General features: G+C 63.9%; 8 protein-coding genes. 3 read left to right on the top strand and 5 right to left on the bottom strand.

What is annotated here, in order from left to right; genetic code table 11:
* Positions 1-100: 100 nt before the first annotated feature.
* The 5 genes from Q8Q53_RS00895 to Q8Q53_RS00875 all read right to left on the bottom strand — a co-directional run bounded on the left by Q8Q53_RS00895 (position 101) and on the right by Q8Q53_RS00875 (position 6,848).
* Positions 101-1,108 (bottom strand): NAD(P)-dependent alcohol dehydrogenase, encoded by a 1,008-nt coding sequence (locus Q8Q53_RS00895; protein WP_305699860.1) that lies wholly within the window; start codon positions 1,106-1,108, stop codon positions 101-103.
* A gap of 7 nt (positions 1,109-1,115) precedes the next feature.
* Complete coding sequence (locus Q8Q53_RS00890) at positions 1,116-2,864, bottom strand: amidohydrolase family protein (protein WP_305699859.1); 1,749 nt, start codon at positions 2,862-2,864, stop codon at positions 1,116-1,118.
* A 121-nt stretch (positions 2,865-2,985) separates the two neighbouring features.
* Positions 2,986-4,290 carry an FAD-dependent oxidoreductase gene (locus Q8Q53_RS00885; RefSeq protein ID WP_305699858.1) on the bottom strand — a complete coding sequence of 435 codons (1,305 nt, stop codon included), beginning with the start codon at positions 4,288-4,290 and terminating at the stop codon, positions 2,986-2,988.
* Positions 4,291-5,139, bottom strand: coding sequence for an alpha/beta fold hydrolase (locus Q8Q53_RS00880; RefSeq protein WP_305699857.1), 849 nt, complete (start codon positions 5,137-5,139; stop codon positions 4,291-4,293). It abuts the gene before it with no gap.
* A gap of 11 nt (positions 5,140-5,150) precedes the next feature.
* Entirely contained in the window at positions 5,151-6,848 is a 1,698-nt protein-coding gene (locus tag Q8Q53_RS00875; protein WP_305699856.1) for an alpha/beta hydrolase, read from the bottom strand.
* Positions 6,849-7,208: 360 nt separating this feature from the next.
* Between Q8Q53_RS00875 and Q8Q53_RS00870 the strand changes: the two genes are divergently transcribed.
* From Q8Q53_RS00870 to lepA, 3 genes are all read left to right on the top strand, one after another.
* Positions 7,209-9,776, top strand: a complete 2,568-nt coding sequence (locus Q8Q53_RS00870) for an EAL domain-containing protein (RefSeq protein WP_305699855.1) — start codon at positions 7,209-7,211, stop codon at positions 9,774-9,776.
* 100 nt (positions 9,777-9,876) lie between these two features.
* On the top strand, positions 9,877-12,108 hold the full coding sequence (locus tag Q8Q53_RS00865) for a bifunctional diguanylate cyclase/phosphodiesterase (RefSeq protein WP_305699854.1): 2,232 nt from the start codon (positions 9,877-9,879) through the stop codon (positions 12,106-12,108).
* 93 nt (positions 12,109-12,201) lie between these two features.
* On the top strand, positions 12,202-14,019 hold the full coding sequence (gene lepA, locus Q8Q53_RS00860) for a translation elongation factor 4 (RefSeq protein WP_305699853.1): 1,818 nt from the start codon (positions 12,202-12,204) through the stop codon (positions 14,017-14,019).
* The last annotated feature ends 335 nt before the right edge of the window (positions 14,020-14,354 follow it).

The raw sequence follows: 14,354 nt of genomic DNA, 5'->3' as shown, positions 1-14,354 counted from the left end.
CGAGCGAAGTCGAGACACGCCCGCGCCCCGTGTCTCGACTTCGCTCGACACGAACGGAACTGGTGAAAAGGGGAGCGGATGAAGCCCCTCCCGTCCGATATCAGATATCGACCACGATCTTGCCGAAGTGCTTGTTGGCGGCCTGATGGCGGAACGCATCGGCCAGTTCGACCAGCGGGAAGTGATCGGAAATCACCGGCTTGATCCCGTTGGCCTCGATCCCGGCGATCATCGCCAGTTGCTGGGCGCGGCTGCCCACGGTCAGGCCCTGGACACGCAGGTTCTTGGCCATGAGGAGCGCGGTCTGGACCGGACCGGCAAATCCAGCCAGCACCCCGATCAGCGCCACGTGCCCGCCGACGCGGGTGGCCATCATCGACTGGTCGAGCGTGCCCGATCCGCCGATTTCAACCACGGTATCTACGCCGACGCTGCCGGTCAGTTCCAGCACTTTCATGCCCCAGGCCGGGTTTTCCTTGTAGTTGATCAGCTGATCCGCGCCGAGCGCCTTCAAGCGTTCCAGCTTTTCGTCGGAAGAACTGGTGGCAATCACCCGCGCGCCTGCCGCTTTGGCGAATTGCAGCGCAAAGATCGAAACGCCGCCGGTCCCTTGCACCAGCACCGTGTCTCCGGGTTTGACCGAACCGTCCACGAACAGCGCGCGCCATGCTGTCAGGCCCGCACAAGTCAGCGTGGCGGCTTCGGCAGCGGAGTAGCCAGCGGGGACGCGGGTGAACCAGTGCTGCGGGGTGACCACGGCCTGCCGGGCATAGCCATCGATTCCGTCACCGGGCACGCGGGTGAACGAGGCGGACGGCACCGCGCCGTCCAGCCAGTCCGGGAAGAAGGTGGACACGACCATGTCGCCGACCTTGAAGTCGGTCACGCCGTCGCCAACGGCCTCCACCGTGCCCGCACCGTCCGACATCGGGATGCGGCCAGCCTCGGTCGGGATCATCCCCGCGACGACCGCGAAGTCATGGAAGTTGAGCGAGGATGCGGCCAGCTTGACCCGGATTTCGCCGGGGCCGGGCTGGCCGGGATCATCGGCGGTGCCCGGCAACAGGGTTTCCAGGCTCGCCGGGGATCCGACGCGGACTACGGTCATGCTCATGTTATTCAGCTGCCTCCAGCATGGCGGCGCGCTGCGGCCCGCGGATCAGTCCGCCGGGGGTCGCGCCGGTCCACGTTCCATCCTCGAACGTGATAACGCCGGACTTGATCGTGGCGACATAGCCTTTGGCCTGTTGCAACAGCCGCTTGCCCCCGGCGGGCAGATCGAAGGCCATCCACGGCTTGCCCAGTTGCAGGTTGTCGAAATCGATCACGTTGAGGTCGGCGACATAACCCGGCGCGATTACCCCGCGATCATCGAGGCCATAGAGCCGCGCGGTGTCGAGGCACTGGCGCTTGACCGCGTGCTCCAGCGTCAGCCGCCCGCCGCGCTTGCGATCACGGACCCAGTGCTGGAGCATGAAGGTCGGGCTGGCCGCGTCGCAGATCGTGCCGCAATGCGCCCCGCCATCGGACAACGAATTGACGCAGTCGTCACGGGCCTGCAATTCCTCAAGGAAATCAAGGTTTCCGTCGGCATAGTTGAGGATCGGCAGATAGATGAAGCCGGTGCCGTCATCGGCCGTCAGCAGGTCATAGGCGTATTCGTCAGCCGACTTGCCCGCTGCCGCTGCGCGCGCGGCGATGCTGGCATCGGGGCCGGGTTCATAGTCGAAATCGGCGTCCATTTCGAACTGCGCCATCCACCCTTCGGCGATCACGCGGTAGAGGTGGACGATATCGCTTTCAGGATAGACGTTGGCTTCGGACAGGACGCGGGCCTTGAACGCGGGGTCTTTCAGGCGCGCGACCGCCTGATCCCACGGCAGCGTATCGAGTTCGGCGACGCTGGGGCGGAAGCGGAACGGGTGGACCGTGCCGCGCCAGGCCATGATGATCCCGTTGCCGCGCAGCGCGATGGCGGCGACGATGTTCGCGCCGGTCGCGTTCTGGCGGTCCATTTCCGCGATCTGTTCCGACAGCGGCAGTTCCTTGGCGATGGATTGCAGCGCGGCGAAAGTCACCGGCAGGCCGGTTTCGCGGCTGATCGCCCCCATCCACTCAAACTCGTTCCATTCGCGCTTGAGGTCGCTGGCCAGTTCGAACACGCCGTGGCCGACTTTGCCCATCGCGCGGCCGATGGCGATCAGTTCCTCTGCGGTGGCGGTGGTGCCGGGGACGACTTCGCCGTCGACCGACTTGTGGATCACGGTGCGGCTGGTGGAAAAGCCCAGCGCTCCGGCGCGCACGCCTTCTTCGACGATGGCGGCCATCTGCACGATGTCGTCATCGGTCGGGATCGCGCCCGGCTTTTCACGGTCACCCAGCACATAGGCCCGCACCGCGCCGTGGGGCACGTGGGTGCCGACATCGACCGTGCGCGGCAGGCGTTCCAGCGCGTCGAGGTATTCGGGGAAAGTCTCCCAATCCCACTTCATCCCTTCGGCGAGCGCGGTGCCGGGGATGTCCTCAACCCCTTCCATCAGCCGGATCAGCCATTCGTGACGGTCCGGCGCGGCAGGGGCAAAGCCGACGCCGCAATTGCCCATCACCACCGTGGTCACGCCGTGCCAGCTGGACGGAGCCATTTCCTGATCCCAGGTGGCCTGCCCGTCATAGTGGGTGTGAATATCGACCCAGCCCGGTGCGACGATCTTGCCCCCGGCGTCGATTTCGTGCGCGGCGTCCCCGCGCACGGTGCCGACGGCGGCAATCAGCCCGTCCTTCACCGCGACGTCACCGGAAAAACGCGGTGCGCCAGTGCCGTCGACGATGGTGCCATTGCGGATGATCAGGTCATACGTGGCCATAGTGAACTCTCCCGTATTGGCCGACTCTGCTGTGCGGTGGCCATTTAACCGTTCGATTAAGCCACGGCTTGCCCGCGCTGGCAAGCGCGGGTTTGTCAGCCAGCCAAACAGTCGGAAAAGTTCACCCCCGCGCGGCGATCATGTCGTCCACGTGGACAAACTTTTCACGCGGGGCGCCGTCGCGGGCGCGGCCTTCTTCGGCGGCTTCGATCTTTTTCCAGTCACGGAAGGTCACGACTTCAAGGTTGCGCGCCTGCGCGAGCGCATCGAATCCGGCGCGGCCCTGCTTGCCTGCGCCAGTGCCGATATCCTCGGCGATCTTGCTGATGATCCCGAACCCGTCGGGGCGGTTGGTGCCGATCGTGCCAGACGGCCCGCGCCGCGCCCAGCCGGCGCAATAGAGGCCGGGCAGGATGCGTCCCTCGTCGTTGGCGAACCGGCCCGCGCGTTCATCGAACGGAACGTCCGGAATGGGTGAGGTCTGGTAGCCGATGCAGCACACCACCAGGCCGGCGGGGATGACATAAGTCTCGCCCGTGCCGACGGCGCGGCCAGCCTCGACCGTGGTGCGCTCAACCTCGATCCCCTCAACCTTGTCGGTGCCGAGGATCGCCCTGGGGCTGGCGAAGAAATCGAACTCGATCTCGATCTCGGTGTCGGCATAGTGGCTGGCGGGGATCGCCGCGAAGCTGCGCAAGTGGTTGACCGACTTGCGCATGCCCGGCTCCAGCAGCGCGTCCTCGCCCACCTCGGGCAGGTCCTGCGGATCGACCCGCGGGGCGGCACGCGTCAGGTGCGACAATTCGCCCAGTTCCTTGGGCGTCATCATGATCTGGTGCGGCCCGCGCCGTCCCAGCACCACGACCCGCCGCAGTTTCGAGGTGTCCAGCACGTCGAGCGCGTGACCCACGATATCGCTGCCGACGAATTCGGCGCGGGTCTTGGACAGGATCCGCGCGACGTCGAGCGCGACATTGCCCATGCCGATCACCACGGCGGTATCGCCGCTCAGGTCCGGGTCGAGCGTCGCGAACTGCGGGTGGCCGTTATACCAGCCGACGAACTCTGCGCTGCCGTGGACACCGGGCAGATCCTCGCCGGGCAGGTGCAGCTTGCGGTCATGCGGCGCGCCGGTGGCCAGCACGACGGCATCGTAGAGGTTCTGCAGTTCGGGCACGGTCACGTCGCGTCCGACCATCACGTTGCCTGCGAAGCGGACGTTGTCGGACAGGGCGGTCGTTTCATAGCGGCGCGTCACGCCCTTGATCGACTGGTGATCGGGGGCCACGCCGGAGCGGATCAGGCCGTAAGGGACCGGCAGCATATCGAAGATATCGACCCGAACGTCATCGCCCCACTGCTTCTGCGCGGCCTCGGCCGTGTAGTACCCCGCAGGGCCTGAACCGATGATCGCGATGTGGAGCATTCAGGCGGCCTTTCTTTGCCCCGGTGCGGGAGCGCCGAGGATTTCCTGGCCCAGAAATGCGCGGATCGCGGCGATGGTCTGGTCCTGGTGGCTCAGCATGAACAGGTGCCCGCCGCCTTCGAACACTTCGAGGCGGCTGTTGGGGATCAGCCGGTTCAGGATGTGACCGTTGGACAGCGGCACGATCTGATCGGCATCGCCCATCATGATCAGCGTATCCTTTTTCAGGAACGGCAGCCCCGGGGCGCTGGTCCATCCCAGCATCGCGAGCAACTGATAGACATAGCCGCGCGGGGAAGGGGGGGTGAGGCGGGCGATGTGCTCGCTCTTTTCGCCGACCATCCCGCCGTAGAGCGTCTTGAAGTTCTTCGCCATGTAATCGTTGTCGATATAGCGGCGCGGGTTGGCCATCTTGGTCAGCGCGGCGGGGTTGCCGGGGACCATCAGCATCCCTGCGCTGGTTGCCATCAGCACCAGTCGGCGGACGAAATCACCGTGTTGCATGGCAAAGTGCTGGGCCATGCCGCCGCCCCACGAAACGCCCATCAGATCGACCTGATCGGCGTTGAAGCGCTTGAGCAGTTCTTTCGTCTGCCAGGCCACGGTGAACGCATTATACGGGATCACCGGATCGGGCGAACCGCCGACACCGGGCATGTCATACATGATGAACGGCCGGTCGGTCAGCGCTTCGGCCAGCGGGGCGACCGCCTCGATATTGGCGCCGATGCCGTTGAAGAACAGGATCGGCAGATGCTCGCTTTCCATGTCCCAGCGCCAGCGGGCCACGCGCAAGGTGCGCCCGCCAACCACTTCCATCGAAAATTCGCAGGTCAGATCATGCTTCAAAATGCTATCCCTTACGCCTCGTCCAGCACGTAGCGACCGGGGGCGGGCTCCAGCGGGGGGTGCTGCCTGCTGCCCAGGGCCGTCGGGGCCGCAATGAGCTTGCCTGCGCGCTTTTGCACCCACTCCATCCAGAACGGCCACCAGCTTCCGGCTACTTCCTCGGCCCCCTGAAGCCAGTCGTCAACATCGGCGGGGGGATGGCCCGGCTTTTTCGACACATAATAGCGCGCCTTGGGGTTACCCGGCGGGTTGAGGATCGCCTGCATATGGCCGGCCTGGCTGAGCACGAAGGTCACGTCCTTCGACCCGAACAGCTGGGTGGAACGATAGCACGCCCGCCACGGCGTGATGTGATCGGTCGTCCCGCCCAGGATGAGCACATCGCTGGTAACCCTGGACAAGTCGATCGGATGGCCGGCCATTTCGACCTCGCCCTGCCTGGTGAAGGCCAGCGTTTCGAACAGGTGCAGGAAATCGCCCATCAGCGTGGCCGACAGGTTGGTCGCGTCCGCGTTCCAGAACAGCACGTCGAACGCAGGCGGATCATCGCCCATCAGGTAGTTGTTGATGACATAGTTCCAGATCAGGTCATTCGGACGCAGCCACGCGAACCCGCGCGCCAGCGAATGCCCTTCGATCACGCCCGCCTTGGCCGCGCGGCGCTTGGCCAGCGCGAGGCCGTTTTCGGAAATCAGCGATCCGGCCTCGATATCGTTCTGCTTGGGGTGCAGCACCGTGACCATGAACGTCAGCGCGCCCAGCCGGGTATCGCCGTCGGCGGCCATCTTGCTGGCCAGGATCGCACCGGTCTGACCGCCGGAGCAGGCAGACGAGACGTTGACCTTTTTCGCGCCGGTAACTTCGCAGACCACGTCGATCGCCTTGCGGCAGGCGGCGATGTATTCGTCCATACCCCAGTGGCCTTCTTCCTTCACCGGGTTTTTCCAGCTGATGACGAAGCACTGGATGCCGTTATCGACCTGCCATTTCACCACGGATTTTTCGGGGGACAGGTCGTTGATGTACATCTTGTTGATTTGGGGCGGAATTGTTAGCTGCGGGATGGCGTAAACCTGCTCCGTCGTCGGGGCATAGTGGATCACTTCCATCATCGCGTCGCGGTAGACCACGCTGCCTTTCGACGTGGCGATATTCTCGCCCAGCCTGAACGGCTTCTTGTCGACCTGGCTGACCATGCCCTTGTTGTGGACGATGTCGTTGTAGGCGTTCTTCAGCCCCTTGATCACCGACAGCCCGCCGCTGTCGATCAGCCGCTTTTGCGCGGTCGGGTTGCCGGCCAGCGTGTTGGTGGGGGCGAGGCCATCGATGATGATATTGGCGATGAAATTGGCGCGGTCGCGTTCCAGATCATCCAGCTGGAGTTCCTCCAGCCAGTGCTTCATCCCGCGCTGCACCGCCAGATAGTATTGCGCCCCGGCCCGGTAGAACGGGTTATAGCGCCACGCCGGGTCCATGAAGCGTTTGTCCTTGGGATCGGGGGCGAGGTCCGACTTGCCGGTCAGGATCTTGACCACATCGTCACCGAACGATTGCATGTGGCGGATCGTGCGGGCCGGATCCGTGGCGGTTTCGCGCAGCAGCAGCGCGACCGCGCCGACAAAGTCTTCCCGTGCCAGACCGACCAGCGGCCCAAGCGCGGTGGTCGATTGCGCAGCTTCGTTCTCAAGCGGCGAAGTGCCCTTGGCCATCCTGTATTCCCCCTAGTGGCGTGGTAACCGCGTATCCCGTCGTTTCCGCCGCCTTGTTGTTGGCTGGAACATGCACCGGCCCGGTCAGCTTGACAAGCAGGCCCGCGCCGCCGCGGCGACCGACCGAAAAGCCTGACAAAAGTGGTAAATTTAACGTTTTTTCAAACGCTGCCGGTGCATGATCCTCAGGATATGGTCGCTCAACCAGCCCACCAGCCCGATGCATCGCCGCGCTCGCCCCAAGGGCGTGGGCGATCGGCTGTGTCCGGCGGTGAGGCACAGCGCCCGCAGCGCGGTGACGGCGAAGCGGCAGAAAGGGTGGGGCCACAATCGGTTACGGCGGCCCGAGCCGCAAACAACGTGGCCCCCAAGCGGTCCGGCCGCACCGATGGTCTGCACGATCTGATCGAGCCGAACTGGGTGCTGCTGGCGCCTGCCATGGCCGGGGCGCTGGTGCTGACCGGGATCGCTACACTGAGCCTGCCGGGACTGGTGCCAACCATCTTGGCATTGCTGGCGATCGCGATCACAGCGGCCACCCGATATGCCTTGAAACTGGAACAGGCCCGACTGAAAACGGCATCGCAGCGCTGGTTGATGATGCTCGCGGTGGTCGGGCTGCCGATGGCGCTGTTCGGGATTGCAATGGGCTGGTGGACTGCCGACATCGCCGGGGACTGGGAAGGCACGCTGGGCATTCTGGTGATCATCGGCGCGCTGGGCGGGCTGATCCTGAAACGCAGCGTAACCAGCATCATCACCGCCCAGGTCAGCCTGTGGGCGGGCGCCGCAGTGGTGTTCGGTTCACCCGGCACGTTCTTTTCGCTGACAATCGGCGCACTGGTGGGCATCTACACCGCGTACCGGCAGGCCCGCGCCGACGCCGTTGTCGCCAAGCGCGAACGTGAGCGCGAGCGGGTGCAGCAGCGCGCCGAACAGATCCTGTCGGACTTTGAACAGACCGGGCAGGGCTGGTTCTGGGAGACGGACCGCCGGGGGGCGCTGTCCTATGTTTCGCCGATTGTCGCGCAAGTGCTGGGCAAGTCGCCGGGGTCATTGCTGGGAAGGCCGTTTTCCGCGTTGTTTTCGGCCGATCCGCTGGCGCAGGAAAGTGAGCGCTCGCTCGCCTTTCACCTGACCGCGCGATCAGCCTTCAGTGAACTGGGCATGCGCGCCGCGACTACCGATGAGGAACGCTGGTGGTCGCTGACCGGGCGACCGGTCTATGACAGCTATGGCAATTTCGGGGGCTTTCGCGGGTCCGGTCACGATCTGACCGAAAAGCGCCGGTCGGAGGAGCATGTTTCCCGGCTGGCGCATTATGATTCACTGACCGGGTTGGCGAACCGGCTGCAGATGGCCCAGACGCTCGAAAAGATCCTGATCGCGCCCAAGCTTGAACACCGTGCCTGCGCGGTGTTCCTGCTGGATCTGGACCGCTTCAAGCAGGTCAATGATACGATGGGTCACCCGGCCGGCGACGCGCTGCTGAAGCAGGTGTCCAGCCGGCTGGAGCGCACGGTCGGCCAATCGGGCCGGGTCGGTCGGCTTGGCGGGGATGAGTTCCAGGTCATCCTGGCGGGTCGTCACCGGCGCGAAGACCTGGCCGCACTGGCGATCCGGATCATCGGTGACTTGTCCGAACCCTATTCGATCGAGGGCCACCGCATCGTGATCGGCGCATCGGTGGGGATTGCGATGTCACCCGATGATGGCGTTACCGCCGAAGCCCTGATTCGCAACGCCGATCTTGCGCTCTATGCCGCCAAGGATGGCGGGCGCGGGCGGCATCACTTCTACGCCGCCGATCTGCACAGCGATGCCGAAGAGCGCCGCCAGCTGGAACAGGACTTGCGCGATGCATTGTCGCATGGCGGGCTGGAACTGCACTATCAGCCGGTCGTGCATACCGCGACCGAGCGGATCACCGGGTTCGAGGCCTTGCTGCGCTGGGATCATCCCACGCGCGGGCGGATGTCGCCGGCCAAGTTCATTCCGATTGCCGAGGATACCGGCCTGATCGCACAGATCGGCGAATGGGCGCTGCGCACGGCCTGTCACGATCTGGCATCGTGGCCGGACAGCGTCCGGGTGGCGGTCAATGTCTCACCGTTGCAGTTTGCCAATCCCGCGTTGCCCGCGATCATCACCAGTGCGCTGGCATCGGCCCAGGTCGATCCGGCCCGGCTGGAACTGGAAATCACCGAAAGCGTGTTCCTGAACGACGACGCGGTGACTGACGCCATGTTCAAGGCGCTCAAGCGGGTGGGCGTGCGGTTGGCGCTCGACGATTTCGGGACCGGGTATTCATCGCTCGGCTATTTGAAGAACGCGCCGTTCGACAAGATCAAGATCGACCAGAGCTTCGTGCGCGGGGCAACCATCGCGGGCAGCCGCAACGGCGCGATCATCGCCGCGATTGTCAGTCTGGCCGAAGCACTGGGGATGGAAACGACCGCCGAAGGCGTCGAAACGCTGGACGAACTCGATCTGGTGCGGATGCTGGGTTGCAGCCATGTGCAGGGCTATATCTATGAAAAGCCGCTGAGCATCGCCCATGCGACCCAGCGCTTGATGACCGGACTGACCGCAATCGCCCGCGGTCCCCGTGCCGCCCGGGCATCGCGCCAGACCATGCTGCGCAAGATCGTGCTGGATCATGGCGGCCAGCAGTATCACGGTACGATCCGCAACATCTCTGCCACCGGCGCGCTGGTTGAAGGGCTGTGGAACGTGCCGGTCGGCACGATCTTCCGGATCACGCTGACGGACACCGAGACGGTGACGGCCACGGCCCGCTGGTGTCAGGAAGACCGTATGGGAATCGAGTTTTCGATGTCCTTGCCAGTCGACGACAAGGGCCGGATCGCCATTCTGGCACCGCCCGGTGAACGCCCCCGCTCGGCCTTGCTCCGCCGTCAGGCCTGACCGGCGCTTTGCAGTGAGCGTTAGGAAAACCGCAACCATGTCCGGTTATCAGAAGAGCAGGATTTGAGTATTTTCTCCAGGTTGAGAAGTAAGCGTATAGATGACCGACGCGAAAGGAACCCCGTTCGGACGTTTTCGCTCCCTGCTTGGCGGCAAGGGTGATGACGGTTCGCGCGCCTTTAAGGGTACCGCGTCGGGGCTTGAATGCGCACACGCGCTGGAGTTGATGCGGGATTACGAGCAGTCGGGGATCGGCTGGTTCTGGTCGAGCGACGCGCAGGGCCGGATCACGTATCTGACCGATGGCGTGGCCGGAAAAATGGGCTTGTCGTTTGCGGAACTGATCGGCCGTCCGATCCAGTCGCTGTTTATTCTGGAGCGTGACGAAGAGGACACGATCGAACGGACGCTGCCGCTGATCCTCAGCGCCCGCAAAACTTTCGTCGATCTGCCGGTTCGCGCGGCGCTGGATGACAAAGAGCTGTGGTGGTCGATCTCCGGGCGACCGCAGTTTGGCGCGGATGGCAACTTTGCCGGATACCACGGCAACGGCATCGATATCACCGCCACGCGGCAGAATCAGCGGGATGCATCCCGGCTGGCGCAATACGATTCGCTGACCGGGCTGGCCAACCGCCATCGCATGGGCAAGCGCCTGGGCGCGACGCTGACTGCATACCGGGCCAGCAAACGCAGCTGCGCCGTGATGATGATCGACCTTGACCGGTTCAAGCAGGTCAACGACACGCTGGGCCATCCGGCCGGGGACGAACTGCTGAAGCAGGTCGCTCAGCGCCTGCAGCGCGTGCTGACCGACAAGGGTTTCGAAATCGGCCGACTGGGCGGTGACGAATTCCAGATCATGCTGCCGGATATCGACGATCGCGGGCGGCTGGGTGAAATCGCCAAGACGATCATCACGATGGTGTCGCAGCCCTACCAGATCGAAGGCAGCCGCTGTGTCATCGGCGCGTCGGTTGGGATCGCCATTGCCCCGTATGACGGGATCACCAGCGAAGACGTTGTCCGCTCGGCTGACCTTGCGCTCTATGCCTCGAAGGGCGGCGGGCGCGGTCAGTTCCGGTTCTATTCGGCTGACCTCCACAGCGAAGCCGAACGCCGCCGCCAGATCGAGGAAGACTTGCGCGATGCGCTGGCCCGGGGCGAGATGCGCGTGGTCTATCAGCCGATCGTCAGCACCGAAACCAACCAGGTGGTCACGCTGGAAGCGTTCACGCGGTGGGAACATCCCGATCTGGGCGATGTCTCGCCCGCCGTGTTCATCCCGATTGCCGAAGAGTGCAACCTGATCGGCGCACTGGGCGACTGGGTGCTGCGGCAGGCCTGTGTCGATGCGGCCCAGTGGCCTGGCAGCGTCAAGATCGCGGTCAACGTGTCTGCGGCGCAGTTCACCAACCCGGGCTTTGCCGCCAGCGTGGCGCAGGCTCTGGCCTATTCGGAACTGCCGCCCGAACGGCTGGAACTGGAACTGACCGAATCGATTTTCCTGGGCGACGAAACGGCCACACAGGAGATGTTCACCCAGCTCAAGATGCTGGGGCTGCGGCTGGCCCTGGATGATTTCGGGACGGGGTATTCCTCGCTCGGCTACCTTCAGAAAGCGCCGTTTGACAAGATCAAGATCGACAAGGGCTTCATCGCCGGGGTGACCCAGAAAGAAAACCGCAATGCGGCGATCATTTCAGCCATTGTCAGCCTTGCCAACGCGCTGGATATGGACACCACCGCCGAAGGGATCGAGGCACACGACGAACTGGAAGCCATGCGCCGCCTGGGGGTGAAGCAGATCCAGGGTTATATCTATTCAGCTGCCGTCTGTTTCGAGGAAGTCTGCGAAGCGATGCTGAGCGGCGATTGGGTGATCGAACCCAGTGGTCCCAGTCACTATCGCCCCGAACGCCGCACCGTGCTGCGCAAGGTCGGCCTGATCCACGAAGATCATCGCTATGAGGCGACGATGCGCAATCTGTCGCGCACCGGCTGCATGGTCGAAGGCTTGCTCGATGTGCCCATGAACACGATGTTCGTGGTCGATTTCGGCGAAGGCCAGTTGGCCGTTGCCCGCGTGCGCCGCTCTGCCGGGGCAATGCAGGGGCTGGAATTCGAAGTGCCGCTGGTCGACGACGGGGCGGGGGGGCTGTGCACCCGCAACCGCGTGTCGCCCTATGTCCTGGCGCAGGCCGGGATGCCGCTGGGCGCGTTGCCGGCGGGGCAATACCCGATGCAGCTGATGCAGCAGCCGGGCATGGCGATGACGCTGCCCAAGTTCGGTCAGGTCGAACCCAAGGGCAAAGGGATGCGCGCAGCCTGACCGGCCGCAGTGCGCAAGGCTGCTGACAGCGGGTGCGGGCGCTGCTAACGGGCCAGCGGTGCCAATGCACCACACCTCATTATAAAGATTCCCATGACCGACCTGGCCCAGATCCGCAATTTCAGCATCATCGCCCATATCGACCACGGCAAGTCCACGCTGGCCGACCGCCTGATTCAGTTCACCGGCGGCCTGACCGCGCGTGAAATGAGCGAACAGGTGCTCGACAACATGGACATCGAGAAAGAGCGCGGGATCACGATCAAGGCGCAGACCGTCCGCCTGAAGTACACGGGCAAGGACGGGCTGGTTTACGAGCTGAACCTGATGGACACGCCGGGTCACGTCGATTTCGCCTATGAAGTGTCGCGCAGCCTGGCCGCGTGCGAAGGCGCGCTGCTGGTGGTTGATGCCGCACAGGGGGTTGAGGCGCAGACGCTGGCGAACGTCTATCAGTCGATCGAGCACGACCACGAGATCGTCCCCGTCATCAACAAGATCGACCTGCCCGCCGCCGATGCAGAGCGCGTGAAGGAAGAGATCGAGGAGATCATCGGGCTGGACGCCAGCAATGCCGTGCTGACCTCGGCCAAATCGGGCATCGGGATCGAGGACGTGCTGGATGCCGTCGTCGCGCGCATTCCCCCACCCAAGGGCGACCGGGCCAAGCCGCTGACCGCGATGCTGGTCGACAGCTGGTATGATCCCTATCTCGGCGTGGTCATCCTGGTCCGGGTGATTGATGGCGTCATCAGGAAGGGCCTCCAGATCAAGTTCATGGCCGGCGGGACCGAGCATCTGGTCGACCGGGTGGGTTGCTTCACCCCCAAGATCGAACAGCTCGAAGAACTCGGCCCCGGCGAAATCGGGTTCATCACCGCGCAGATCAAGGAAGTGGCGCAGGCCAAGGTCGGCGACACGATCACCACGGTCAAACAGGGCGCGACGATCGCGCTGCCGGGCTTCAAGGAAGTCCAGCCGGTGGTGTTCTGCGGGCTGTTCCCGGTCGATGCGGCGGATTTCGAAAAGCTGCGCGAATCGATCGGCAAGCTGCGGCTCAACGACGCGTCGTTCAGCTTTGAAATGGAAAGCAGCGCGGCGCTGGGGTTTGGCTTCCGCTGCGGTTTCCTGGGCCTGCTGCATCTGGAAATCATCCAGGAACGCCTGACCCGCGAATACGATCTGGACCTGATCACCACCGCGCCGTCGGTGGTCTATCGGATCCAGCTGCGCAAATCGAAGACCGACGACGCGCGTGAGATCATGCTGCACAACCCGGCCGACTATCCCGATCCCAGCCGGATCGAACAGATTGACGAGCCGTGGATCAAGGCGGTGATCTATACTCCCGACGAATACCTCGGCTCGATCCTCAAACTGTGTCAGGACCGGCGCGGGGTGCAGACCGATCTGACGTATGTCGGCGGGCGCGCGCAGGTGTCGTATGAATTGCCGCTCAACGAAGTGGTGTTCGATTTCTATGACCGGCTGAAGTCGATCAGCCGCGGCTATGCCAGCTTCGATTACGAACAGATCGGGCTGCGCGAGGGCGACCTCGTGAAGATGAGCATCCTCGTCAACAACGAGCCGGTCGATGCGCTGTCGATGATCGTCCACCGCGGCGTGGCCGAAGATCGCGGGCGCCACATGTGCGAACGCCTGAAAGACCTGATCCCGCGTCACCTGTTCAAGATCCCGATCCAGGCTGCGATCGGCGGCAAGGTCATCGCCCGCGAAACCATCGCCGCGATGCGCAAGGACGTGACCGCCAAGTGCTATGGCGGCGACATCAGCCGCAAGAAGAAGCTGCTCGACAAGCAGAAGAAGGGCAAGGCCCGGATGCGCGAATACGGCAACGTCAGCATCCCGCAGGAGGCGTTTATTGCTGCGCTGCGGATGGGCGAGGAGTAGTCCCGCCAGACACGGCCCGCTGGCGCATCGGCGGCCGGCGGGCTGCGCCGGCAATCCATGCGCCAGCTCACGCTGACCCCCGGAGTGGCCGCCTGACTTACAGGTATCCTGTTGTTATCTTTTGCCCGGGAGGACCGGGCGGCGTGGGTGCGTGCAAGAATGTTTACGCAACAAGTTGATTAGAGGAACAAGTTAATCATTCTGGACCTTCCGCCCCCACATTCCTCCCACTTCGCGCACGCCAATACGATGTCCGCTTCGTCGGACAATCCGGTAAGTCCGCTGTCGATCCTGACCAGCAAGCCTTGTGCTTCCGAATCTGCCATAGTTGGCCG

Source organism: Novosphingobium sp. (genome assembly GCF_030699305.1).
In the GTDB taxonomy this organism is placed as follows: domain Bacteria; phylum Pseudomonadota; class Alphaproteobacteria; order Sphingomonadales; family Sphingomonadaceae; genus Novosphingobium.
Note: the sequence above shows the minus strand (reverse complement) of the source record. Positions and strands in the feature narration are given on the sequence as shown.

Coding starts and splice junctions, on each gene's coding strand:
- Q8Q53_RS00895 (WP_305699860.1), bottom strand. CDS start 1,108: ATGACCGTAGTCCGCGTCGGATCCCCGGCGAGCCTGGAAACCCTGTTG.
- Q8Q53_RS00890 (WP_305699859.1), bottom strand. CDS start 2,864: ATGGCCACGTATGACCTGATCATCCGCAATGGCACCATCGTCGACGGC.
- Q8Q53_RS00885 (WP_305699858.1), bottom strand. CDS start 4,290: ATGCTCCACATCGCGATCATCGGTTCAGGCCCTGCGGGGTACTACACG.
- Q8Q53_RS00875 (WP_305699856.1), bottom strand. CDS start 6,848: ATGGCCAAGGGCACTTCGCCGCTTGAGAACGAAGCTGCGCAATCGACC.
- Q8Q53_RS00865 (WP_305699854.1), top strand. CDS start 9,877: ATGACCGACGCGAAAGGAACCCCGTTCGGACGTTTTCGCTCCCTGCTT.
- lepA (WP_305699853.1), top strand. CDS start 12,202: ATGACCGACCTGGCCCAGATCCGCAATTTCAGCATCATCGCCCATATC.